The 25,233-nt window shown below is 36.6% G+C and carries 18 protein-coding genes; 11 read left to right on the top strand and 7 right to left on the bottom strand.

The genetic code is table 11. The annotated features are described in order from the left end of the window. Positions 1-257 precede the first annotated feature (257 nt). Both F6K15_RS32265 and F6K15_RS32260 read right to left on the bottom strand, forming a co-directional pair. Positions 258-1,661 carry a carotenoid oxygenase family protein gene (locus F6K15_RS32265; RefSeq protein WP_293069375.1) on the bottom strand — a complete coding sequence of 468 codons (1,404 nt, stop codon included), beginning with the start codon at positions 1,659-1,661 and terminating at the stop codon, positions 258-260. Positions 1,662-3,104: 1,443 nt separating this feature from the next. After that, complete coding sequence (locus tag F6K15_RS32260) at positions 3,105-3,770, bottom strand: class I SAM-dependent methyltransferase (protein WP_293069377.1); 666 nt, start codon at positions 3,768-3,770, stop codon at positions 3,105-3,107. A 645-nt stretch (positions 3,771-4,415) separates the two neighbouring features. Between F6K15_RS32260 and F6K15_RS38795 the strand changes: the two genes are divergently transcribed. Continuing rightward, complete coding sequence (locus tag F6K15_RS38795; RefSeq protein WP_363269170.1) at positions 4,416-4,634, top strand: zinc ribbon domain-containing protein; 219 nt, start codon at positions 4,416-4,418, stop codon at positions 4,632-4,634. Positions 4,635-4,896: 262 nt separating this feature from the next. Further along, positions 4,897-6,261 carry a thioredoxin-disulfide reductase gene (gene trxB, locus F6K15_RS32250; RefSeq protein ID WP_293069373.1) on the top strand — a complete coding sequence of 455 codons (1,365 nt, stop codon included), beginning with the start codon at positions 4,897-4,899 and terminating at the stop codon, positions 6,259-6,261. Positions 6,262-6,527: 266 nt separating this feature from the next. Here trxB and F6K15_RS32245 read toward each other — a convergent pair whose 3' ends face one another. Then, the gene (locus F6K15_RS32245) at positions 6,528-6,974 is read right to left on the bottom strand and encodes a hypothetical protein (RefSeq protein ID WP_293069371.1); all 447 of its coding nucleotides are present in this window, start codon (positions 6,972-6,974) and stop codon (positions 6,528-6,530) included. Between the two features lie 425 nt (positions 6,975-7,399). Then, positions 7,400-8,317, bottom strand: coding sequence for a GUN4 domain-containing protein (locus F6K15_RS32240; protein WP_293069369.1), 918 nt, complete (start codon positions 8,315-8,317; stop codon positions 7,400-7,402). 324 nt (positions 8,318-8,641) lie between these two features. On the opposite strand from F6K15_RS32240, the gene F6K15_RS32235 reads away from it, so the two are divergent. Continuing rightward, complete coding sequence (locus F6K15_RS32235; RefSeq protein WP_293069368.1) at positions 8,642-9,871, top strand: RNA-guided endonuclease TnpB family protein; 1,230 nt, start codon at positions 8,642-8,644, stop codon at positions 9,869-9,871. 32 nt (positions 9,872-9,903) lie between these two features. Here the strand turns inward: F6K15_RS32235 and F6K15_RS32230 are convergent, their stop codons facing one another. Beyond that, a complete protein-coding gene (locus tag F6K15_RS32230) occupies positions 9,904-10,953 on the bottom strand; it encodes a glycoside hydrolase family 104 protein (RefSeq protein WP_293069366.1) in 1,050 nt (349 codons plus the stop codon). A gap of 570 nt (positions 10,954-11,523) precedes the next feature. Further along, positions 11,524-12,453: a cobalamin-binding protein gene (locus F6K15_RS32225; protein ID WP_293069364.1), complete on the bottom strand. Its 930-nt coding sequence runs from the start codon at positions 12,451-12,453 to the stop codon at positions 11,524-11,526. A 120-nt stretch (positions 12,454-12,573) separates the two neighbouring features. Between F6K15_RS32225 and F6K15_RS32220 the strand changes: the two genes are divergently transcribed. Then, positions 12,574-13,335, top strand: a complete 762-nt coding sequence (locus F6K15_RS32220; protein WP_293069362.1) for a pentapeptide repeat-containing protein — start codon at positions 12,574-12,576, stop codon at positions 13,333-13,335. A gap of 323 nt (positions 13,336-13,658) precedes the next feature. Beyond that, complete coding sequence (locus F6K15_RS32215) at positions 13,659-14,675, top strand: adenosine kinase (protein ID WP_293069360.1); 1,017 nt, start codon at positions 13,659-13,661, stop codon at positions 14,673-14,675. Between the two features lie 662 nt (positions 14,676-15,337). Here F6K15_RS32215 and F6K15_RS32210 read toward each other — a convergent pair. Continuing rightward, positions 15,338-15,511, bottom strand: a complete 174-nt coding sequence (locus tag F6K15_RS32210) for a hypothetical protein (protein ID WP_293069358.1) — start codon at positions 15,509-15,511, stop codon at positions 15,338-15,340. A 373-nt stretch (positions 15,512-15,884) separates the two neighbouring features. Here F6K15_RS32210 and hoxE point away from each other — a divergent pair, with 373 nt between their 5' ends. The 6 genes from hoxE to F6K15_RS32180 all read left to right on the top strand — a co-directional run bounded on the left by hoxE (position 15,885) and on the right by F6K15_RS32180 (position 24,368). Further along, positions 15,885-16,412: a bidirectional hydrogenase complex protein HoxE gene (hoxE, locus tag F6K15_RS32205; protein ID WP_293069357.1), complete on the top strand. Its 528-nt coding sequence runs from the start codon at positions 15,885-15,887 to the stop codon at positions 16,410-16,412. 1,035 nt (positions 16,413-17,447) lie between these two features. After that, complete coding sequence (locus F6K15_RS32200; protein WP_293069356.1) at positions 17,448-19,067, top strand: NuoF family protein; 1,620 nt, start codon at positions 17,448-17,450, stop codon at positions 19,065-19,067. Between the two features lie 414 nt (positions 19,068-19,481). Beyond that, positions 19,482-20,198: a bidirectional hydrogenase complex protein HoxU gene (hoxU, locus tag F6K15_RS32195; RefSeq protein WP_293069354.1), complete on the top strand. Its 717-nt coding sequence runs from the start codon at positions 19,482-19,484 to the stop codon at positions 20,196-20,198. A gap of 678 nt (positions 20,199-20,876) precedes the next feature. Further along, positions 20,877-21,428 (top strand): oxidoreductase, encoded by a 552-nt coding sequence (locus F6K15_RS32190; protein ID WP_293069352.1) that lies wholly within the window; start codon positions 20,877-20,879, stop codon positions 21,426-21,428. Between the two features lie 370 nt (positions 21,429-21,798). Further along, positions 21,799-22,338: a thermonuclease family protein gene (locus F6K15_RS32185; RefSeq protein WP_293069351.1), complete on the top strand. Its 540-nt coding sequence runs from the start codon at positions 21,799-21,801 to the stop codon at positions 22,336-22,338. 602 nt (positions 22,339-22,940) lie between these two features. Next, positions 22,941-24,368 (top strand): Ni/Fe hydrogenase subunit alpha, encoded by a 1,428-nt coding sequence (locus tag F6K15_RS32180; RefSeq protein ID WP_293069349.1) that lies wholly within the window; start codon positions 22,941-22,943, stop codon positions 24,366-24,368. The last annotated feature ends 865 nt before the right edge of the window (positions 24,369-25,233 follow it).

Below are 25,233 nucleotides of genomic sequence, written 5' to 3'. Positions count from 1 at the left end.
GTTTCGCGATCGCGAACCCTTTATGAGAATAATTATTATGAGAAAAACATTTAATTTTTTAAAGGGATTATATCTTTTAAACTCTTACCCCACAATGCTTTTGAGGCGCTTGTCACCCCGTGAGGTTCGGGAGGAAAAATCAAGGAAAAATTCTTACTCCTACCTCCTCGCTCCCAAGCCATTTCTCCCCTCCTGGGAGGGGTTAGGGGTGGGTTGTCTCCTGTCTCCTGTCTCCTGTCTCCTACTAAAAAACTTTTTCAACAAACCCTATTGATCAACTGCATCTCAGATATCCAAGTACCGTGAAAACCATAAGGAACTCTCTGAGGTAACATCACTCGTGCCACAGGGTCTTCTCTCATATTCTGAGCATCTATTACCAATAACTCAGAACATTTATCTTTCTCATCATACACAAACGTTAGTAACCAACCATCATCCTCATCAATAGCACCTATTCTCGGCGCAAATGTTACAGACCCCCCGTAACGTTGTTCCTGAAAATCATGGGTTATTGACCTACCAGTATAAAAATCATACTTAATAATCCCATCAAACAAGGGTTGAAGTGAAGCCATCCTAGAAGTATAACCATAACGCATCTCTCGTCCGACAAAGCGATGATTAATAGAAGGAAACTCCGATGGTCTTTTATCTAACATCCCTTCTCTCACAGCGCCAGTTTTGAGATTAAATGCCCAACCATACATTCGAGGAATATTCTCATCAGGGTCTCTACCTCTAAAGTTACTAGCATAGGAATGAGTAGAACTCATCCGACAACCATACAGTATTACTTCATCCCCATGTTCATAAGCATTCAAAATATGATTGATATAGCAAGGATGAGCTTCAAACCATTGAATATCTTCGTTGTTCCCATACCGAGGCAAAATACCAAACCGACTGGGCACTCCCTTCTCAAATATCCAACCAGGTAAACCTTGCTCTACTCGTTCTGGACGAAATCTTAATGGTAAATCTATCAAAACTGTATAATTTTTTGTAATGGCAAAGTCATGTGGCCCGCTAGGCACGGGTATATTAATAGGTACTATTTGTAGCAACTCACCATTACTAGAAATCACCCCATACTTTAAATAAGGGGGCGCATCAAGAGCGTAACCAAAAAATATTAATTCTCCAGTCATAGGATCGACTTTCGGATGAGAAGTGAAAGTAGAATCCAAGTAACCATCGCACAAATATGGACCAATTGTTTCTAAACTAGGAACTTTAACTGCGTAAGGCAACCCTGCTTCCCAAAAAGCTAATAATTTGCCATTGTGATAACTGACACTACTGTTAGATACATTCTTATACGGCCCGTAAGGATTACAAACTTGAGGCGGTTCTAATCTTCCACTCCAGACCGCATAACCCAAGTCTCGTTCAACTTCAAATCCCCCTGTCCGCACATAACGATTCTTATATTCTGCCTTACCACCACTAATTCTCACTCCATGCAGCATTCCATCACCATCCATCCAGTCATATTTACCTAGAGGGGTAAATTGAGGGTTAGGGCCATTACGAACATACATTCCTGACAAGTCTCTAGGAAGTTCGCCTTTGATTTCTAAGTTGTCAGCGGTAATTTCTTCACTTACTGGGGCAAAGTTGCCCATCAGATAAGAATTAAACCTTGTAGTTGTGGTCATAATCTATTGCTCCTGTGGAAAAAATAAACTTGAAGGAATAGGGAAAAAGGAAGAAGATTGACTAATTCTTTTGACCGCCCGTAGCTTCTTCCATAAGCAGAATCTTTAGAGAGCAAGGGTTAAATCCCTGAGTGACATACTCCCACACGCTCGCTGGCGCGCTTAGTGTGGGCTTCTCGTTTCGCAGCCCCGGTATTCCGTCGGGCACGCGCGTGCTTTAAGGACGGAATGCCCTACCGCCCTATTTTTTATATTGATCGCCGCGTTTGCGTTTGTCATGCTTCCCTACGGGATGCTGCGCAAACGCAAACACATCGCGGTCAATCACAACTCCGCAATCTAAATATTTCCAACTTCTGCCCTAATTCCTTCCTTTTGATTTTTTTAACCTTCTATTAACAGCTTATGACCACTTTTCAATTCTGTATAGTGTTATGATAAAAAATTTTTAATGAAAATCATGTATCTTAAATATTTTTTCAGAAAATCTACTACATACTGTGGTTTTGCTTTCTCATGCCAATTTCCTAAAGTCCAGCTCAAGATAATGCCTCAATAATCAAATCATATCCTTTAATAGAAGTGATGTCTTTTTGACTAAATCTAGCTAATAGATATCTCAAGATTATTCGTCAGAAATCCAACGAATCAAAGACACAATTTTTCAATAATTTTTTAACTTATAAAAACATCTATTTATATAGCAAGGAACGAGTTGGTTAGGACATAGACTGATGATGAACCTGAGACAGAGAAAAGCTTTTGCCACTGTTTCCTGTTCCCTATTCCCTGTTTCCTGTTATAGTTAATGTTTTGAGTTATTTTAGAGTACTAAATTCAAGGTTATTAGATATAGGAGTTAAGAAGTTATCTAAACCCAAACTAGCTTTTGCCTAATAATTAAAGTTTAAAGACTCTTCTTATTTGAATAAATTAAGAAAAAAAATCATTTTTATCAATCCTATCCTTAAAACAAATAGGTAATTATTAATCATTAATTTTTGAAAATATCTCCGCTCGATAAAATTTTGTGCTTAAGGCAGAACGTAAGCAGTCAGCTATCAGCAAACCCTAATTATTCATTACTTATTAGGTTGAGGAGGGGAACTTTAACAGTAACTTTTATTCTGTTTCAATTTCTCAATTATTTTTACCTTCCCCAAAATTAATAGCTGAAGTCCGCAGTTCCGACCTAGGAGGCTAGCTAATAGCTGACGGCTGTTTGCGCAGCAGTCCGCAGGAAATGCTTACGGCAGAACACACCGATTTAAGATGTAACTAAGCTTGGTATGAACTTGTTACTATTCAAGACTATTAGACATCTCCAAAAAACAAAAATTAAATCAATTATTATCCATAAATTATAAATTATTCCCCTCCTGGGAGGGGTTAGAGGTGGGTTCCCCGTTCCTTATTCCCTGTTCCCTCTTTTGGTGAAGATGTCTATTCTGTTTTTGACCATTTTCTTTCTGCAGTCCAATGCCTATCTGATGATTGATATATTTTTACTTCTTTAATACCAGCATCTTTAACTATTTTCTCTACTTCAACAATCGTTAGAGCAGCTTGCAAAGAGTCTCTAAATAACTTTCGTTGATGTTGATTACAATCTCCAGCGTATTTGTCTACAAGTTCCTCTTTTAATTCTGGAGTTTCTGGACGAAGTAAGTCTCGTATAAATATTCCACCTTGAGGCTGTAAAACTCTTTTAACTTCTTGAAATAATAGTAATGGCTCTGATAAATGGTGAACAATACTGTTAGAAATTACCATCTCAAAACTATGTTCTGAATAGGGTAATTTTTTGGCATCTACTAATTCTAATTTGACCTGTGATTGTAATTGTGCTTTTTCAATATTTCTCTCTCCAATAGTCAACATATTTTTTGATAAATCAATGCCAATTATTTGCCATTCTGGTTGTTGCTGACATATTAATATCGGTATTCTGGCAGTACCAGTACCGACATCAAGAACTAATCCTTTTTTTGGGCCGATTTCTATAGAACTTTCTGCAAAGGCTTGATTGACTTGCAAAAAGTCCATTGAGTCATATTCTTCTGCTTCTTCCCAAGTGTCCATCACTTCTGGTTCTAATATTCTGTCCATAATTTTTTCTGTTTCAGTAAAATTCCTACCAATCACCAAAATGACCATACACAAATCTAGTTTGTTGTCAAATTTTCGGCCTTTATTGTTAAGCTGTCTCTAGAAAAATTGTTTTTTTCTCCAACAAATTAAAATTAAAATTACTTAACATAATACGATTTAAATATAGTTTCCAGAGTTTTTTTGCAAATTAATTACACCAATCCTGTGACTATAAAAATCATATCATAGACTGCAAATTCAGTAAATTCGTCAAATAATTGAGAATAATGTCAATAACTACCCAAATTTACGTTTATTCATAATCTACTTAACATGACAATTTTAAAATTATCTCTTCATAAATATTTGTTTTAATAATATAAACAACAGCAGGTTAGTAAAATTAAACGTAAACCAGAAAACATAGATTAGGATGTAAGTACCTTTGCGTGAATTTGGTGTAACTTGATGAATAGGTATTATAAGTTCAAAAAAACGAAGCAAAGAGAGAATTTTTAACCAAGCTTTAGTACGATTTAACAAGGATAACGATGTGTACAAGAAGTCAGGAACCTCTCACCGGATTAACTGTAGAAGTAGGTTTAGGTAAATTAACAAAATGCAACTAATGCAAGCAAAATCTAGAAAAATTCCACTGAAGTGATGAAGCGATTGAGGCAGCTTGAGTATAAGTGCCAATGGTACAGTTGTGAGCTAGTAATAGTAGATAGATTTTTTCCATCGTCAAAGACTTGTTCCAACTGCGGCCATAAAGCAGTTAACCTGTGCTTATACAAGAAAGTTAAATCTCAGATTCCGCACATCAACTTGTCACAGAAATACCAAAAATATCAGTGGCTTGGTAAATTTTATGGTCTATAAATCTAACAGATACAAAAGCCAAATTATCGAGAATAAATTAAGCATAAGTACTTGGTAGAGCCAGATAATTAGCCAGGATAATTCCCTACTGACTAATGTACATCGCCAATCCGACGGCTCCCTTAACTGACTACTTGCCTTTCATAGTAAGCTTTGAAGTTCCGAATATAGGTTCAACTTATACCCTTTGCCTTCTATACTCTCTTGTTGACTCAACTATGATGTTGCAAGAAACCCAATATCTACGGCCAAGTCTTACATTATGACAAAACAAAGAATAGAAAACTTAGTAATTATAGGTTCAGGACCAGCAGGCTATACTGCCGCTATCTACGCAGGACGTGCTAACCTCAAACCAGTAGTCTTTGAAGGTTATCAAATAGGAGGTGTACCAGGCGGTCAACTAATGACAACGACTGAAGTAGAGAACTTTCCCGGCTTTCCCGAAGGAATTACCGGACCGGAATTAATGGAACGGATGAAAAATCAAGCAGTTCGCTGGGGAACAGAACTATACACCGAAGATGTTACCTTTGTAGACCTAACTCAGTACCCATTTTCTATTAAGTCAGAGGAACGAGAAATTAAAACTTATAGCATCATCATTGCTACTGGGGCGACTGCCAAAAAACTCAAACTACCTAGTGAAGAAAAATTTTGGAATAGTGGTATATCTGCTTGTGCTGTCTGCGATGGAGCTAACCCTGCTTTTAAAGGAGTGGAATTAGCAGTTGTTGGAGGTGGGGATACTGCAGCGGAGGAATCTCTTTATTTAACTAAGTATGGTTCTCATATTCATTTATTGGTACGTCGAGACCGGATGCGGGCAAGTAAGACTATGCAGCAGAGAGTGTTAGAAAATCTGAAAATTACTGTTCATTGGCAAACTGAAGTTATAGATGTATATGGCAATGGTGTGTTGGAAGGTGTGAAACTCAGAAATAATCAGACTGGAACACAGCAGAACTTATCAGTCGGAGGTTTGTTTTATGCTATTGGTCATACCCCAAATACTCAAATTTTTCAAGGACAGTTGGAGTTGGATGAGAAGGGTTATGTGGTTACTCGAGATATTGTGAAGACTAGCGTTGAAGGTGTCTATGCTGTGGGTGATGTCCAAGATAGTGAGTTTCGTCAGGCAATAACTGCTGCTGGTAGTGGTTGTATGGGGGCAATGTTGGTAGAGAGATGGTTGTCGGAAAGAGGTTTGGTACAGGAGTTTGCTCAGGAAAAAGCAACAAAGAAGTCGGATGAGGAGATAGTTGTTGATACTGTTGAGAATTTTGACCAGAATGCTACTCACCATCTGGGAGGTTATGCTTTGCGGAAACTCTACCACGAGAGCGATCTCCTAATTATAGTTAAGTATTCTGCTCCTACCTGCGCTCCATGTCATACTTTGAAGCCTATTTTGGAGAAGGTTCTACAAGAGTTTGAGGGAAAAGTTCATTATGTAGAGATTGATATTGAGCAAGATCCCGAAATTGCTCAGAATGCAGGGGTAATGTCTACACCGACGATTCAGTTTTTTAAGAATAAGGGTTTGGTCGAACAGTTGAAAGGTGTGAAGCGTAAGAGTCAATATCGGCAGGTTATTCAAGCCTACATTTCGCACGACAAAACGTAGCATAAAAACATAAGTCAAAAGTCAAAAGTAAGAAGTAGGAAGAGAATTATAGTGGTCAGTAGGAGTCAACAATTCAGTAAGTATTTATGTTGAATATTTAACTGAGAATTTGACTCCTGATCAAGGTAAATAAAGATAATTTATTCTTTTTCTATTCTTGTAATTTCAAGGTTTGCATTCCTTGTTACTGAATTTGATATATCTGCTCTTAAATTTTAATTTAGTCTTCGTTTTTGATCCTCAAAATATTTTCTAAGTCTTGTTTTTTAACTTTCAAAATCATCTAATAAATTATCTATCTTTTTCCTTGTAATATCTGACAATTTAGATCTGATTTCTCCCAAATATTTTGACAAATCATTATATCTGACTTCTCTCAAATATTCAATGTCATTCTGAAATGCTCGTAAATTTTTCTTATATTCATCTCCCATCCTATTATGGTCTGAAATTCTTTCTGATGTCGCATATGCACCTGGACGGTCTTTGTGTAAGTCTAAAAGGAATTCATTGAATCGACTTACCCTTCCTTCCAAATCTAAAATAATTCTATCTATTGCTTGATTTAGATAGCTTCGATGTTCATTTTCCATTTTTCTTAAATTATCTTGATAGTCAGCATCTAGACGCATCAAGTCACTTTGATGCCTATTTTGGTAATCATCTGAAATTTTATTACTAAGGTTCTCTATTAAATTAGATAAATTTCCCAAATCTTTATAGTCATCTCCTGATTGAAGAGTAAGCTGATTTTGATTACCTGTAATCTCAATTTCCTCAAGTTTTGAGGAGAGTTTTTCTAGGTCACTATCTTGTTATAGATCGTATTCTCCTACTGTCTTAATACTATCTAATAATAATTTCTCACCTTTCATTCACTTTTCCTTAGATAAGCTGTAGATTTACTGTTAGTTTCTACTTATTTTCTAGCTTATCCTAAAAATTACTGAGTGGCAAGTTATATCAATAATACTAATTATATATGAGGCTAGACAGAAGTATGAAATTCATTAATTTATCCCTATTTATTTGCGTTTATCTGTAGCCAATTATTAGTAAAATCTTATTTTATGCAGTTTGATTTTAATTTGGCATCAAGGTTTTTTGTGATGATTAATTAAAATGAGGATTTACTAAATTATCTACTACCACCACAAATTGCTAGTCGCGATATTAAGGCAAAAAATGTTTCAGGAGCCATCATTTTACCGACTCCATAACAAGCACGTCGTCGCCATATAATTACAGGTAAGTGACCTTCTGGAGCTTGTAGTTTAAAGCTAAGTTCATCATAATACTTCCAACTTTCTCCATCTCGCCATCCGACGCGATCGCAAAAATCTCCATATTGTCCACTTACACTTTCCCATATACGTTGTTGTACGTTTAAGCCAAATAACCCGTTACTGTAATATTCCCAAAGCCAGTCAATAGTAAGAAGGTCTGTGCAGGGAAAATTTTCAATATCTACTAACTGTAGCCAACCTTCATCTTCCCGGAGGGTGATTCGCAATAGCAACTCCCAGGTAAGTTGGTCTGCTTTTCGCCATTTTCCTGCAGCTAAAAGATTTATCAGTGGGTTATAGTCTATCCCTACTTCTGACATTGGTGCTTCTGGAGTTGCCATAGCATTTAGATGTTCTTCAATACGATATAGACTATCTGTCAATATTTCTGGGTTAAGTTGTTCGAGGCGATAAAGTACCCACTCTAGCTGAGAATGAAGCTGAAAGCGTTCCATTGCTGCCTGATTTAACTGAGCTTGTAGTTTATCTAGTTGTCTTTTGAGGTCCCCATTGAAATTTTGATTGTGATTTACCTCATCTACTTGTGCAAAAGGTAAACTTATGGTGTTATTCTCACTATTTTGATTTTTCTGCTCTTGTACAATTTGCCACATTTTTCTAGCCCAGTTCAATTTTGCTTCTTCTTTTCGCTGATATATTTCTGCTGTAGCAAAGAAGGTAGTGTCTGATGTTAAATCCCAACTACAGACAGAACAAAATGCTGGGAATGTGTCAATGTATTCTGTGCCACAAACAGGACATAGTACCATTTCTCAAAAACTTTTCTAGATTTTATTGAGTAGGAATGGGGGAGTATTCAACAATTAATAATAAATAATTAATAATTAATAATTATCTCTTCTTTTCAAGGAGAGGATTTACACTTAAGGAAAATTTTTTCTTTTTTCTCCTTTAAAGGAGAGGCTTTAAACCTTAATTATGTTGTTTTTCTTATAACCACTGAATCACTGTTTCAGTCAAAGTCATTGTAAATCTACGCTTTGAATCTCCGTAAATCTTTTTTCCAGCCATATTTACAATTCCATACTTCTTATATATGATATAACTATTGCACATTTGAAAGGTCGAGTCAAATGCTTTTAAGTATCAAGGTTGAACTAAAACCAAACAATAAACAAGTTACAGCCTTTCGCAAAGCATCCGGTGTGGCTAGGCACGCTTACAACTGGGCCAATGCCTTAGTTAAAGATGTCTTAGTGCAACGGGAAACTGACAAAACAATTAAAGTACCATCAGCTATTGACCTTCATAAAAGATTGGTTGCCGAGGTCAAGTCTGAGAATGCTTGGTACTATGAAACTAATAAAAATGTTCCACAACAAGCATTAAAGGAATTGCGAACAGCTTGGGATAGATGCTTTAAGAAAGTTGCTAAACAACCAAAATTCAAGAAGAAAGGTCAACGCGACTCGTTCTACTTAGAATCAGGTAGCAAAGCTGCACCAAAAATTAAAAATGATGGTCAACGAATTAAATTACCTTCAATAGGTTGGGTGCGTCTTGCCGAACCATTACCTGTAACAGCAACACATAATTGTGTGATTTCTCGTACTGCCGATAAATGGTTTATAGCGATTAAATATGAAGTTGAGAAACCAAGTATTGAAGGACAAAGACCTACAGTTGGTGTCGATATTGGAATTAAGGAATTAGCCGTTTGCTCTAACGGTAAGGTGTTTAAAAATCCAAAAACTTATAGACGCATGAGTAAGCGTTTAAAACACCTACAGCGTCAAGTAAGCAAGAAAGTGAAAGGTTCTAATAATCGCAAAAAAGCGGTGACAAAACTAGCAAAAATCCACGCTCGGATCGCAAACATCCGCAAAGACGCTATCCATAAATTAACTACCTATCTTGCTAAAAACCACAGCATTATAAAGATAGAAGATTTGCACGTTAAGGCATTTCTGAAAAATCACAGATTAGCTGGCGCAATTGCCGATTGTGGGATGTATGAGTTTAGACGCCAATTAGAATATAAAACTGAGAAATTCTCAAGTCAACTAATCCTAGTAGATAGGATGTTTCCAAGTTCCCAGATCTGCTCTAATTGTGGTCTTCATCGTCACAAGATGCCATTAAAAAACCGTGTTTATATCTGCCCTGATTGTGGTCATATCGAGGACAGAGATTTAAACGCCAGCAAGAATATAGAACGATGGTTTGAAGGAATATCGATTCCGACTTTACCAAGTCAAACGGTAAGCTCTACCGGGATGGCCTGCGGAGTGGACAAACCCTTTAGTTGCCAAACTAAAGCCACGTTGAAACAGGAAGTTAACGCCAAAACTACCTATGTTTAGTTAAGTCTAGATTTGGGCAGTTTTGGGTCAGTTTAATAGAGCGGTTGATACCGAGCCAAGTTATTATTGTAAGTTCCTACAAGTTTAGGCATGAGTCGCTCAACTTCTGTAGGTGTTTCTCCAAATGAGGGCCAAACCATATATAACTTTCTAAAAGCTTCTTCAATTCTCCCTTGTTCAATGTCCTCCAGAGCATCTTTTTCTCGAATCAATTCTATCGCTACACGGTCTTGATAAGTAGGGCCAAAATTCTTAGCGCCTACCATAGGAGCATAGAGGTCCCAAGATGTACTCAAAAACTGATATCTACCTGCTGCATCAGAACAAAGTTTTTCGTTATTCCTATCAATGCCACATTTCATCTCTCTAGGGTGGTCTTCAAAGCTAGAGAAATGGTCGTTTGTGTATTGACGATAATAACCTTGAGGACCTGTGGTGCCTTCTGTTACAGCGATTGTATCGAGAAAAGCTCGTATTCTGGGTACATTTACTGGATAGGCCCAATTCTGAGTTGGCTCAATCTCAGGCATAATCACTACTGTTTCTGGCCAATTTTCATCTGCAGCATTTGCGCCCCCACCCACTTCTCGAAATAGTTTTAAGATTGCCATAAGTAAGGCGAAAATAATTAATAAGCTAGAAGCTAGCTGAATGTTTAATAGTTTAGACCAGTTTAAGGGTTTTTTTTGTATTTTCCTAGTAGTAGGATAATTTTCTGTTTTGTACTTAGGGGGGGCTGATTTGTTGAAGTTTTTAATAGTAGGAGACAATATCTTTTTTTGAGTATTAGGAAGTCTTCCAATTTGCTGACCAAATTTTAGCAGAGAATTAATAGTTTCTAATCGTTTATTTTGATAAGATTCTCGATTATTAGAGCGAATACCCTGAACATTTGCAAAGGCTAAAACATCTACTTGATTGACTTTTTTTAGTGGCTTTTTGACAAATTTCAGGAACATTTGAGCTATATATAAATGAGATGATTGATTGATAGGAGGAATTTGTTTTAACCAGGTATTGATTAATTCAATGTCTGAAATTGTTTGAGGTTTACTTCTTTGTTGTACTTCTTGTTTGTACATGACACACCATCTGAATATTGTAGAATTAAGGCATCAAACTAATTAGGCTAAGTATAGAGATATAGGGTTGATCAGGAAGCATAAATTATAGTTGGATTTTGACTTCCTATTTCTTATTGAAAAATGAACTGTTCGGTAAAATCTATAATTTTGTACTTTACTCCTTATGAGAATTGCTAGAAGTTAAATAGTTAAGTCTAAATAGAATAATGGATATTGATATAGAATCTGGTTATAAGTATATTTTTATAACTATACTTCAATCTTCCCTACTCCCCCCAACTATATAATAAGTGTTCAACCGGATCTGATATGAGAGGGAAATAGGGAACAAAGTTTCAGACTTTATTATATATACTTAGATTTTTTACAAATGATTTATGATTGCTATATCAAATTCGTTTAATTAGCTATAAAAACATTCTCCATCTTGACTATTACCAAATATTTATAACTGTATTTCATTCCTGAGTTCTGAGTTCTGAGTTCTGAGTTCTGAGTTCTCAATTCTGACTCCTACCTTCAAAAGATTTTATACCGAAGAATAGCGGATTTGATATTATATTATACTTAAGATAACTTCACCCAACCTATTCCTTCATAACCAAAATTAAATAATTCAGGATGTAAAATTTCCGCTAAAATTTCTAAAGAATCGACCAATCTCGGTCCTGGACGATTAAAATAAGAGTTACCATCCGTAATGTAAATTTTGCCCGATTTAACTACAAGTAAATCTTGCCATTCTGGACGATTAATTAACTCCATAGTGTCTTGGCGAGTGCGTTCTAAATCAAAACCACAAGGCATGAAAATTATAATATCTGGATTAGCAATTAATAACTCTTCCCATTTTAACCATGGAGAATGTTTTCCCACTACTCCAAATAATGAAATTCCCCCAGCCAACTTAACTAATTCTGGTATCCAATTTCCTGCTGCCATTAGCGGATCGCTCCACTCAATACAAGCTACTTTCGGAATATCATTAACTGGTAAATTTTGAGTTTTTTCCGCACAAGCTTTAACCCTATATTTTAACTGAGAAATTACTTCATTTCCATCCACTCCTAAACTCATTGCTACTTGTTCCATATCTGCCCAAACTTCTGCCAATAAATTAGGCTGTAAAGAAATAATTTGAGGATGACTTTTAATTAAACTTGCCACTGCAACTTCTACTTCTGCTAAACTAACGGCACAAACATCACATTGAGCTTGAGTAATAATATGAGTAGGTTCTAATTTCTCTAGAGTTTCTGTTTCTACACGATAGACACTCAAAGCAGATTGTAATAACTCAGTAGCTCGATTATGAATTTCACGACTACTTCCATCAGGATTAAATTTAGGCTGAGTACAAACAGGCAAATTTTTAACTTCTGAAGGATAGTCACATTCATGACTTCTACCAACCATAACATCCATTAATCCCAATGTTGCAACAATTTCTGTAGCACTAGGAATTAGAGAAACAATTTTTAGTTGACCATCAATCATTTTTCCTCTTGAATATATAGCGATCGCTTTTCTTTGTTTAATAAAAAATTAAACTTCATTATAACTGATTAGTATTTTGAGATAATAGTATTTAGAATAAACCTAAACTATTTAGCGTAGATGCCCATAAGAGATGCCAAGCAAATACTAGAAGATTATACTAATGGTAATAGAAACTTTATTGCTATAGAGCTGCCGGAAGTTGACCTTAGTGGTATTAATCTGAGTGGTGCTGATTTTAGTAATTCTGATTTTAGTGATGCTAACTTGACGAATGTTAACCTCAGTGGAGTGAATCTTAGTAATGCTAATTTGAGTGGTACAAATTTAGTAGGGGCAAATTTAAGTGAAGCTAACTTAACAAATGCTAAACTATGTGAAGCTAATCTGAGTAATGCTAACTTAAGTTGTGCTAATCTCTCAAAAATTGATGCAAATCGTGCTTTTTTGTTTTGCGCTAACCTTTCTCAAGCAAATCTAGATGGTGCTTTTCTTTTTAGTGCTAGTCTCAGCTATGCTTGTCTGATTCATGCAAATATGAAATATGTAAGTTTGATTGGTGCTAATTTAGTAGGGGCAGATTTGAGTAAAGCTGATTTAACTGGTTCATATTTAATTGTTACAGACTTGAGTAGTGCAAATCTGACTAAGGCTAATTTCAGTAAAGTAGATCTCAACAGTTCTAATTTGTCTGCTGCTAATTTGACTAAAGCTAATTTTAATGGTGCTGATTTAAGTTGGGTAAATTTACTTGATACTAATTTAAGTGAGGTTAATTTAAGTCGTGCTCAGTTAGCTGATGCGATTTTACCTGATGGTTTCAATGTTAACTACTCTGGGTCATTCAACAATCTTAAATCGAGTGTAGTTAATAAAGCATAATTCCAGGTTCCCGGGCCAGTTTGAGACTAAACTAAGTAAATCTTCTCTTCTTCTATTTCATAATTTATGGTACATGAGTGCAGGTTAGGACATTTTACTTCCTGTTCCTTTGAACTAAAGTATTTTGTCCTAATGGTACTTATATTAAATCAGGATAATTAGTGATGAAAAAAACCTATTATCTCAATAACAAGACAAATCTCCTGATTCTCCCTACTACCCGATTACTGATTTATAAATATTCAACCAGACATAATAATCAAAATTATACATTTTATCCAGACATGATATTATGCCTAAGTGGCCAAAAAATAGAAAAATAGATGACAGCAGCAAATACCCAAAAATTAGACGTATTTGGCGTCGGTAACGCCTTAGTAGATATCCTCGCATTTGTAGAAGAAGACACGATCGCTAAACATTCCCTCCAAAAAAGCGGAATGACTCTGATGGATGCTCCAAAACAAGGAGGAATATTGAAGGACCTGGAAAACATCTCTTTAAAAAAGCGTTCTGGAGGGTCAGCAGCAAATACGATGATAGCGATCGCTCAGAGTGGAGGAACGGGTATTTTTGTGGCAAAAGTCGCCAACGATCCTAATGGTGAGTTGTACCGCAAAGATATGCTCGACTCCAAAATTGAATTTAATGTAGTTCCTACATCTACAGAAAATGGACCTACTGGTACTTGTGTGGTACTGACAACTCCTGATGCTGAACGTACTATGTGTACTCATCTTGGAGTATCTGTGAATCTCAGTGCTAGTGATATTGATGCAGAACAAATTAAGCGTTGTAAATACAGTTATATAGAAGGTTATTTGTGGACTGGACCGGATACAAAGCAAGCTTGTATTCAAGCAATGGAAGATTCTAAGCGTCAAGAGGTTAGAGTGTGTTTTACTTTCTCTGACCAATTTTTAGTAGATATGTTTGCTGATGACTTCCGCGAAGTAGCGTCAAAATATTGTGATGTATTATTTTGCAATGCTGATGAAGCTCGTAGTTTCTGCGGAATTGAGTCTTTAGAAGAATGTGCTGTCAAAATTGGGGAGTTGGTAGAAACAGCTTTTATTACTAACGGCAAGGAAGGTTGTTTAGTTGTACAAGATAAAAAAATTACTCCTGTACCAGGGTTTGCGGTGAAGGCGATCGATACTGTTGGCGCAGGAGATGCTTTTGCTGGAGGTGTGTTATTTGGCCTTACCCATGGTTACACACCTATTCAAGCTGCACGTTGGGGAAACTATCTAGCTTCTGCTGTTGTACAAATTCAAGGTCCGCGTTTAGAAGGTTCTTGGGAAGATAAATTTCAGGAAGTAATATCATCTTCTAATTGAAGAATTTTGTAGGTTTTAGGTTAATGGTTAAATCGTTAATTGGGGTTTTAAATGTAACTACTCCGAATAGTTCTGAAAAATCTACTTCCTAATACCTAAAACCTAACATTCAAAACGCAACGAAAGCGTAGCGACGATAAGACATAGTATTTCAGGTTGATGAGGTACGGCAACAAAGATTTTTCAGCCAGTTTTTTAATGGTGAGAATTTATCAAGTTCAGCACTGTACCTCATTGACTGGAAATCTGCTATATGGAAGCCATTTTCTATCTATATTGTAGACCGGGAATTAAGCATAATTAAGCACATATAGTATAAGCATTCAGCCATCAGCTATCAGCTATCAGCTATTGTTTTTAGTTTTAGATACAGGACTTACTAACTGAACCAGAATTAAATCTTACTACAAAAGCCAGCTTTAAAGTCTATATTCATTGCTCATTCCCATTTCTCCTGTCTCCTGTCTCCTACCCCTACTAAAAGTTTAAGATTAATTTTTTTTTCCCTACTCCCTACTCCCTACTCCCTACTCCCTAAAGTCCTAAAATTTTCTACCTAATCAACTCCAAAACTACTGTAAATAAAATGTCATTGCGACTGGAACGGAGTGGAAGGAAGCAATCTCAATTATTTCTGGAATTTCCAAATAGTTTCCATTATACTAATTATTTATGTACATTTTTTTCAAAAATGTACCCCTTCTTCCTTCTTCCTTCTTCCTTCTTCCTTCTTCCTTCTTCCTTCTTCCTTCTTCCTTCTTCCTTATGATAACTGATAATTGATAACTGAAATGACCTACAGACGTTGCATGGAACCTCCCGACAATTTGTAGCAAATATTTATCAATTTGGTATTATAGCAGCGGCAAAAAAGGGCGCGGACATCTCATAAAGATGAAAATAACACAATATTTTTCCTTCTTCTTGGTGTTATTTTTAATGAAAAATTTAGTTTATTTTAGGGATTTTATTGCATAATTATTTAAAGTTTAAGCTCGGTCTTAACACCAGATTAAACAACAGACAAGTTGTTTATTAAACAAGATGAAAAAAATGTAATAAAATGTAAATCAAGTGGTTCAAAAAAACAGTAATATGTAACAATATAAATAAATTAAAACTTTAATAAGCAGGCAGTAAATATTAAGTAAATATCGGCTACTATCAAAAGCAAATACCAAGAGCAGTAAGTTGAGGAGCATTATAGAAATGGAAACTGCCACGAAAGAGACTAAAAGCAACAATTCTCAACAATCAAAAAAGGGTCATCCTAGCGGCGATAAACGCTTTAAACAGTTAGATATTACAATGAAGCGGAATCAATATCGTCAAGATTCTTTAATTGAAGTATTGCATAAAGCACAATCAGTATTTGGGTATTTAGAACCTGATGTTTTGACCTATATAGCACGAGGTTTAAAGTTACCATTGAGTAGAGTATATGGAGTAGCAACTTTTTATCATATTTTTTCACTTAAGCCTAATGGCGCTCATACTTGTGTGGTATGTATGGGTACTGCTTGTTATGTAAAAGGTGGTGGAGAAGTAATTAAAGCACTAGAAAAAGAATTAGATATAAAAGTAGGAGAAACAACAGCAGATAATCAAATTTCTCTGATGGCAGCTCGTTGTTTGGGTGCTTGTGGGATTGCGCCAGCAGTGGTTTTTGATGGTAGTATTGTAGGCAAACAAACTCCAGAATTAGTTATGGAAAAAATTAAAGATTGGCAAGAGTAAATTTAGCCAAAAATCAACAGTCAAAATTCCATGGGTAAACATAGATATTTAGGTAAAGTTTTACCTGATTAAAAGTTGATATTTTTTGATTGTGGAAATATTTAAAGCTAGAAAAAGAATCTAGTTGTGAAGTTAGAATATTTAGGTAAGATGGAAACTAAGAAAAACCATCCCACTTAATTACTTAACGATCTATTTTTACTGATTTATAAATCAAAATCAAACTCAAGGAAAGAAAAAAAGGCGTTGCTGAAATGTAATAGAATTGTCGCTTAATAGAGGGAAAAAATCGCTCCAACCTAGACAGAGCAATAATTCCAAGACTTTTTAGCCTCCAATAGCTACAATCCTTATAGAACAAGGTTTTTGGGGATTTTTGAAGTTATAAAGCGACAAGTCTAATGGTAAGTAGGGTTTGTTGATTAAATCTAAAAGCACTGAAATATAAAGGTCTTAGCATTTTTTAGTTAAAAAAAGTCCAAGCTTTTAGGTCATAATGGTTCAAAAAATTAGCATTTTAGGCGACTTTGTTGCGCAGAATAATCAAGGGATTATTCTTCCTTCTACCTCCTCTATAATTCCCCGTTCCTCCTGTCTTCCCCTCCCCTCCTGGTAGGGGTTAGGGGTGGGTTGGGAGGGGGAGGGGCGAGGGGTGGGTTGTCTCCTGTCTCCTACCCTTGCCCATAAGACTTTTGAGCGCAAACCCTAAGTAGCTAAAGGTAAAATTGAAAAACTTATGTTTTGCGTTAATACTTAATCTAAAAATCATTACCATTCAGCAACGCCAAAAAAAACTATAGCACTACGCAAATAGGACGCGGACATTTAAATGCTCAAAGTTAGCCAGGGATGACTTCTGACTTTTAAGCTTTAACTTTTAACTTCTAACTTCTGACTTGCGCGTAGCGCTGTTAGTCAGGGATGACTTCTGACTTTTAAGCTTCAACTTTTAACTTTTAACTTTTGATTGACTTGCATATAGCGCTATAACTGCCGATCGCTCAGTGCTAGTAACTATAAAAAGGAGAATAATAGATGGACTATCAAGACTTGCTCGACATTGCCGAAGCAGAAAAAAACAGACAAAAAAGCATTAGAGTTCACTGCTGCACCTCTACAGGTTGTCAAGCTGCTAATTCTGTAGATGTAATGAAAAATATGAAAAATGCAGTTAAAACAGCAGGGTTAGAAGAACGTGTCGAAGTTGTAGGAGTAGGTTGTATGGGATTTTGCGGACGCGGTCCCCTGGTACAAATAGACCCCGACGATACCCTCTACGAAGAAGTGGAACCTGAAAACGCTGCCAGTATTATCGACGCACTTAACGGTGGTACAACCGAAGTAATGAAAGGTGACTCCCAACACCCATTCTTTTCTCGGCAACTCCGCATCGTTAGGGAACACACAGGCAAAGTTGACCCCGAACGCATCGAAGAATACATCGCCGTCGGTGGATATCAATCTCTTTACCACGCGTTACATGAAATGAGTCCCGGTGAAGTCGTGGAGGAAATTACTCGCAGTGGTTTGCGGGGTAGGGGTGGTGGCGGTTATCCCACTGGTTTAAAATGGGCAACCGTTGCCAAAATGCCGGAAGGTCAGAAATATATTATCTGCAACGGTGACGAAGGAGACCCCGGTGCATTTATGGACCGGAGTGTATTAGAAAGCGACCCCCATTTAGTATTAGAAGGAATGGCGATCGCTGGTTATGCTGTGGGAGCAAATCACGGTTTCATTTATGTCCGTGCTGAATATCCCCTAGCCATCCAACGGTTACAAAAAGCTATTCAACAAGCAAAAAAATACGGACTCTTGGGTAGTCAAATATTCGACTGTCCTTTTGACTTCAAAATTGACATCCGTATCGGTGCTGGTGCATTTGTTTGTGGGGAAGAAACTGCCCTCATTCAATCAGTGGAAGGCAAACGTGGCAACCCCGTACCCCGTCCGCCATATCCTGCTCAGTCTGGACTTTGGGGATATCCAACCCTAATTAATAATGTGGAAACCTTTGCCAATATTGCCCCTATTCTGAAAAAAGGTGCAGAGTGGTACGCTAGTATTGGTACTGAAAACAGTAAAGGTACAAAAATATTCGCCCTCACAGGTAAAGTTAGAAATAACGGTTTAATTGAAGTACCGATGGGAATAACTCTACGGGAAATTGTTGAGGAAATGGGAGGTGGTGTTCCTGGTGGGGAAGTGAAAGCGGTACAAACTGGGGGACCTTCGGGTGGTTGTATTCCTGTTTCCATGCTCGACACTCCTGTAGACTACGACTCTCTGAGCAAAGTTGGTTCGATGATGGGTTCGGGTGGTATGGTGATTATGGATAAGGAAACCAGTATGGTTGAGGTGGCGCAGTTTTACATGGAATTTTGTCGTGGTGAAACTTGTGGCAAATGTATTCCTTGTCGCACTGGTACGGTGCAGTTATATGCTTTACTGACTAAGATTTTGAATAAACAGGCGACTTCTATCGATCTAGAAAGGTTGGAGGAGTTGTCTTATATGGTGAAGGATACTAGCTTATGTGGTTTGGGAATGACTGCACCTAATCCTGTTTTGAGTACGTTGCGCTATTTTAAGCAAGAATATCTAGATTTATTGCAGGAATCAGAATTTTCTAGCAATGGTAAGGTATTAACTTAGGAGTCAGGAGTCAGGAGTCAGGAGTCAGGAGAGAAGAAGGAGGTGCGCTATTAACTGGACATGATATTAGGAGTCAGGAGAATGTAGGAGATGGCGATCGCCTTGCTAGAGAAGTCAACTAACAGAGCATTTGGATGAGAGAGTAAGCAAAACACTAACTTCCTAAATATTTAAGTAGTTTATAAGAGTTGAAAAGCTCTGCGATTTTACTTTTATAAGAGGTGTAATATTAAATTAGCTTAGTTCATTCTAAAAAAATTTTCTCTTCACGAGCGCCATTGCCAAATCTTTCTTAATCTCCCCATATCCCCATCTTCCCCTCCTGGGAGGGGGAGGGGTTAGGGGTGGGTCTCCAACTATGAATCTAATTACACCAATGCTACCGGAGTTGATATAATATTAGGAGAAAAAAATATGTCAGTAAAAACGTTAACTATTGATGGCAATCAAATTGCAGTGGAGGAGGGAACTACTATTCTTGAAGCTGCTAAGGAAGCGGGGGTTCATATTCCTACTCTCTGTCATTTGGAGGGAGTTACGGATATAGGTGCTTGTCGGTTGTGTCTGGTAGAAGTTTCTGGGGCGAGAAAATTATTGCCTGCTTGCGTGACTGAGGTTGCGGAGGGAATGGAAATTCAGACTCAAACTCAGAATTTGCAAGAATATCGGCGAATGTTGGTGGAGTTGTTGTTTTCTGAGGGCAATCATGTTTGTGCGGTTTGTGTTGCGAATGGGAATTGCGAATTGCAAAATATGGCAGTAGAGGTGGGGATGGATCATACTCGGTTTCCCTATCGTTTCCCAGACCGGGGAATGGATCTATCTCACAAGCAGTTTGGTATAGACCATAATCGTTGTATTTTGTGTACTCGTTGCGTGCGAGTTTGTAGTGAAATAGAGGGAGCGCACGTTTGGGATGTGGGAAGTCGTGGCGCTGCTTGTTATATTGTTTCTGGTTTGAATCAACCTTGGGGAGAGGTGGATGCTTGTACTGCTTGCGGTAAATGTGTGGATGCTTGTCCAACTGGTGCTATCTTCCGTAAGGGGGCAACGGTAGCTGAAATGGAGCGCGATCGCTCTAAGTTGGAATTTTTGGTTAATGCTAGGGAAAATAAACAATGGACAAGGTAAATGAAGTCAGAAGTCAGAAGTCAGAAGTCAGAAGTTAATTTGTTTGATTTCTATTTTGGCGAATCTATTTATTGTGGATAGTAAAAGGTGTTTTAGAGCAACTATTGAAATTATAGTTAGAGACTGAATTTATAAAATTCCCTGTTCCCTGTTTCCTATTCTCTATTCCCTATTCCCTGTTCTCTAATTAAAGGTATTAATTATGTCGAAAAAATCAAATTTGCCACAGTTTAGTAGGGTGCGTTGCAACGCACCATTAACTACAGATAGCAGATAAAAGATAATTTTGTGTAGTAGTGCATCAGTAGCGATGTTCTCAAAAAAGCTAAGTAGGACAAGCAAATACTATTCTTTTGAAACTTAAAAATTGAATTATTTTATATTTCCTACTGCCTACTCCCTACTGCCTACTGCCTATTCTCTAATTAAAGGTATTAATTCTGTCGAAAAAATCAAATTTGCCACAGTTTAGTAGGGTGCGTTGCAACGCACCATTAACTACAGATAGCAGATAAAAGATAATTTTGTGTAGTAGTGCATAAGTAGCGATGTTCTCAAAAAAGCCAAGTAGGACAAGTAAATACTATTCCTTGAAAACTTAAAAATTGAATTATTTTATATTTCCTACTGCCTACTGTCTACTGCCTATTCCCTATTTCCTAATTAAAGGTATTAATTATGTCGAAAAAAATCAAATTTGCCACAGTTTGGTTGGCTGGATGTTCTGGCTGTCATATGTCGTTTCTGGACTTAGATGAATGGTTGTTTGAACTGGCAAATCACGTCGAAGTTGTTTATAGTCCGGTGGGAAGCGATATTAAAGAATATCCAGAAAATGTAGATGTTTGTTTGGTGGAAGGAGGTATTGCTAATCAGGATAATTTAGAAATAATTATTGAGGTGAGGAAAAAGACTAAAACTTTAATTTCTTTTGGTGATTGTGCTGTTGCTGCAAATGTGCCAGCTATGCGAAATATGCTTGGTGGTACGAAAACTGTTTTAGAAAGAAGTTATTTAGAGTTGGCAGATGAAAATCAACAATTACCAAATGCGCCAGGAATTGTACCAGAATTACTTGATAAAGTTCGACCAGTGCATGAAGTTGTTCCTGTGGATATTTTTATGCCTGGATGCCCGCCTTCTGCCGATCGAATTAAGGCGACTTTAGAACCTTTATTAAAGGGTGAAATTCCGAAAATGCAAGGTCGAGAAATGATTAAGTTTGGGTAAAAGAAGGAAGAAGGAAGAAGGAAGAAAAAAGAAGGGAAATTATAGCGAATTTCATCTCGCTTAGGTACATTACTAGCGGGCGAGATGCCTGCACTACAGATATTTCAACGTTAATATTTGTACATCACATACTTAGAATTTGCTGTATTTTACCCCAGTGCGAGCGTCTCGCTCGCCTCCTATAATAATTTACTTAGCTGTAATATTAAATAGAATAATCAACATCTTAAAAAAATAAGATATCAAGAGATGCTGAAATGAAAAATTCCTTTCCTTTTACCTTCTAATAATGACAATTTTTAAGGCTAACCTGCACATCTTTTTGTTGAGTTGCACTGTCGCTTAACCCAACCTACTCAAAAAAAAGCCGATGAAAATACGCAAAATTAGTCTAATTTTAGCTATTGTATCCTGTGGAATTTTAATACTTTTATCTCTATTAAATAATCCTCAGTCTTTAGCTACTCAACAAGCAAGAATTTCTCAGATTATTGATGGAGATACTTTAGAAGTTACCATGTCACAATGTCGAATTCCTTGGGAAGGAAATTCACAATTATGTCGGCTACAACTTGCCTGTATTGATGGTCCTGAATATGGAGATAATCCTTTTTTTGAGGCTGCCAAAAGTAGACTTGAAACACTGATTCCTAGAGGTACAATAGTATTAGTTAGTGATACAGGAAAAAGTAGTAATCAACGGATAGTTTCAGAAGTATTTAAAGGTAATACTTCCATTAATTTACAACTGGTTAGTGAAGGAAAAGCTTCCCTTTTCTGTAAACATCTAAATGATACTTGCCCTAGTTCAAAAACTGCTTATTTGAACGCTCAAAATTCTGCCAAAAAAGCAGGTTTAGGTATCTGGAATTATCAACAATATTGGGAAAAAGCCCGCATTTGTAATTAGAAGAAAACTGATAAACAAAGTAGAGGTAGCTTTGAGAAATAAATTTTATAATATTCTCAAAACCTAGTGCCACTACGCGGAAGTTAAAAGTCGTAGGGGCAAATGGTATTGGCTAGCGCCAAGCTCCGCTAACGCCCTCAAAAATATTGATTGGTAAGGCTTTTAGAATTTTGTAACTGGTTAGTTATTTCTGCCATCCTGCACTAGAGTTTAATTTGAGTAGGTTAGGTTTTGTTTCCTCAAGCAAAACTACTAAAATTACTTTCCTGTTTTCTTTTTATCAAGAGCAAATTTTAACGCCAATCTACACATCTTTTTTGTTGGGTTGCGCTCTCGCTTAACCCAACCTACTAAAATCACCGAATAATTAATAATTAATAATTAAATAATTCTGGTTTCAAGCCGACCCTTTTAAGGGGAAAAAAGAAATAATATTTCCTTATATTCAATCAAGGACGGTTTTAACTAGAGGTAATTATCCATTATCCATTAATGAATTTTCTGTTTCCTTTTCATCACATTAGTTACTTACTCAGAAAAATAGCTTTGAAAAATTTCTCAAAATCTAGAGATTATTTATTTAGTAAAGGAGAAAATAAACTATGTCTAAAACAATAGTCATCGACCCAGTAACTAGAATCGAAGGTCATGCCAAAATATCAGTAATATTAGATGATGCTGGAGAAGTATCCGACTGTAGATTTCATGTCGTAGAATATCGTGGCTTTGAAAAATTTTGTGAAGGGCGACCTTTTACAGAAATGGCAGGAATAACAGCTAGAATTTGTGGAATTTGCCCAGTAAGTCATTTATTAGCTTCTGCCAAAACAGGGGATAAAATTCTCGCAGTTCAAGTTCCACCAGCAGGAGAAAAATTGCGTCGAATGATGAATTTAGGGCAGTTAACTCAATCCCATGCTTTAAGTTTTTTCCATCTTAGTAGTCCTGATTTTCTATTAGGTTGGGATAGCGACCCAGCTAAACGAAATGTCTTTGGTTTAATGGAGGAAAATCCAGATTTAGCTAGAGCAGGAATTCGACTTAGGCAGTTCGGTCAAACAGTCATAGAATTGTTAGGAGCTAAAAAAATTCATGCTGCTTGGGCAGTGCCTGGTGGTGTACGTTCTCCCTTATCTGAAGAGGGACGAGAATGGATAAAAAATCGTCTCCCAGAATCTTTTGAAACTACTAATATTGCTATTAGTTTGTTTAAGGGCTTATTAGACGAACAACTGAAAACTGAATCCGAAGTTTTTGGTAAGTTTCCATCATTATTTATGGGATTAGTTGGTGCAAATGGTGACTGGGAACATTACGGCGGAAAACTACGGTTTACTGATAGTGAAGGTAATATTGTTGCTGATAATTTAAGCGAAGATAATTATCAGGAATTTTTAGGGGAAGCGGTAGAAAGTTGGTCTTATTTGAAATTTCCCTATTACAAACCAATGGGTTATCCTGATGGAATTTATCGTGTCGGACCTCTTGCTCGTTTAAATGTTTGTTCTCAGATAGGTACAGAAAAAGCAGACCGAGAATTAAAAGAAATGCAAGAGCGGGTAGGTGGTGTTCCTACTTCTTCTTTCTTCTATCATTATGCTCGTTTGATAGAAATTATTGCTTGTTTAGAAAGAATTGAACAATTGATAGATGACCCAGATATTGTTTCTCCTCGCACTCGCGCTACTGCTGGAATTAACTGTTTGGAAGGAGTGGGAGTTAGTGAAGCGCCAAGAGGTACTTTATTCCATCATTACAAAGTAGATGAAAATGGAATTATTCAGAAAGTAAATATGATTATTGCCACTGGTCAAAATAATCTGGCAATGAATCAAACTGTTACTCAAATAGCCAAACATTATATTCACAATAATCAAATTCCAGAGGGAATGTTAAACAGAGTTGAAGCAGGTATTCGAGCTTACGATCCTTGCCTCAGTTGTTCGACTCATGCAGCAGGTAAAATGCCATTACATATTCAATTAATTGCTGCAAATGGCAATATTTTAGATGAGGTTTATCGGAATTAAAAGAAGGAAGAGGGAAGAAGGAAGAAGGAAGAGGGAAGAGGGAAGAAAATTATCGATATAAAATTAACATCCTAGAAGTATCAATAGGGGTAACAATTTCCAACTCCCCATCGCCAAAAATATCTTCCTGTAAAACAAGGAAGAAATAAGAAGGAAGGAGGAAGAAAATTATTAATATCAAATTAACTTCCTAGAAGTATTAGTAAGGGTGAAAATTTCCAATTCTCTATGGCCAAAAATATCTTCCTTTTTGTTTTTTCTTGATGGCAAAGATTGACTTTTGACTTCAGCTATACTCACCTGATTCTTAGATGTAGCTTATGGCAATTAAAATCAGGAATAAGCAACAAGGAAGAAGTCAGAAATGTATCAATATAAAATTAGCATCCAAGAAGTATCAGTAGAGGTAAAAATTTCCTACTTCCTATTCCCAAAAATACAACATATTCCTCCCATAAATAAGAAGTACAGAGATTAACAATTAAATATTTGTAGTGTGGGCATCTTGCCCGCGATGAGTGTATCTCACCCTTCATGGAATCTACTGTATCTTCCTTTTTGTTTTTGATTGAGAGGAAAGATTGACTTTTGACTTCAGCTATACTTACCTGATTCTTAGATGCAGTTTCTCGCAATTAAAATCAGGAATAAGCAACAAGGAAGAAGTCAGAAAATTCTCAATATAAATTAGCATTCTAGAAGTATCAGTAGAGGTGAAAATTTCCTACTTTCTATGGTCAAAAATACAACATATTCCTCCCATAAATAAGAAGTACAGAGATTAACAATTAAATATTTGTAGTGTGGGCATCTTGCCCGCGATGAGTGTATCTCACCCTTCATGGAATCTACTGTATCTTCCTTT

The organism is Okeania sp. SIO2B3, assembly GCF_010672525.1.
Lineage (GTDB): Bacteria > Cyanobacteriota > Cyanobacteriia > Cyanobacteriales > Microcoleaceae > Okeania.
Note: the sequence above shows the minus strand (reverse complement) of the source record. Positions and strands in the feature narration are given on the sequence as shown.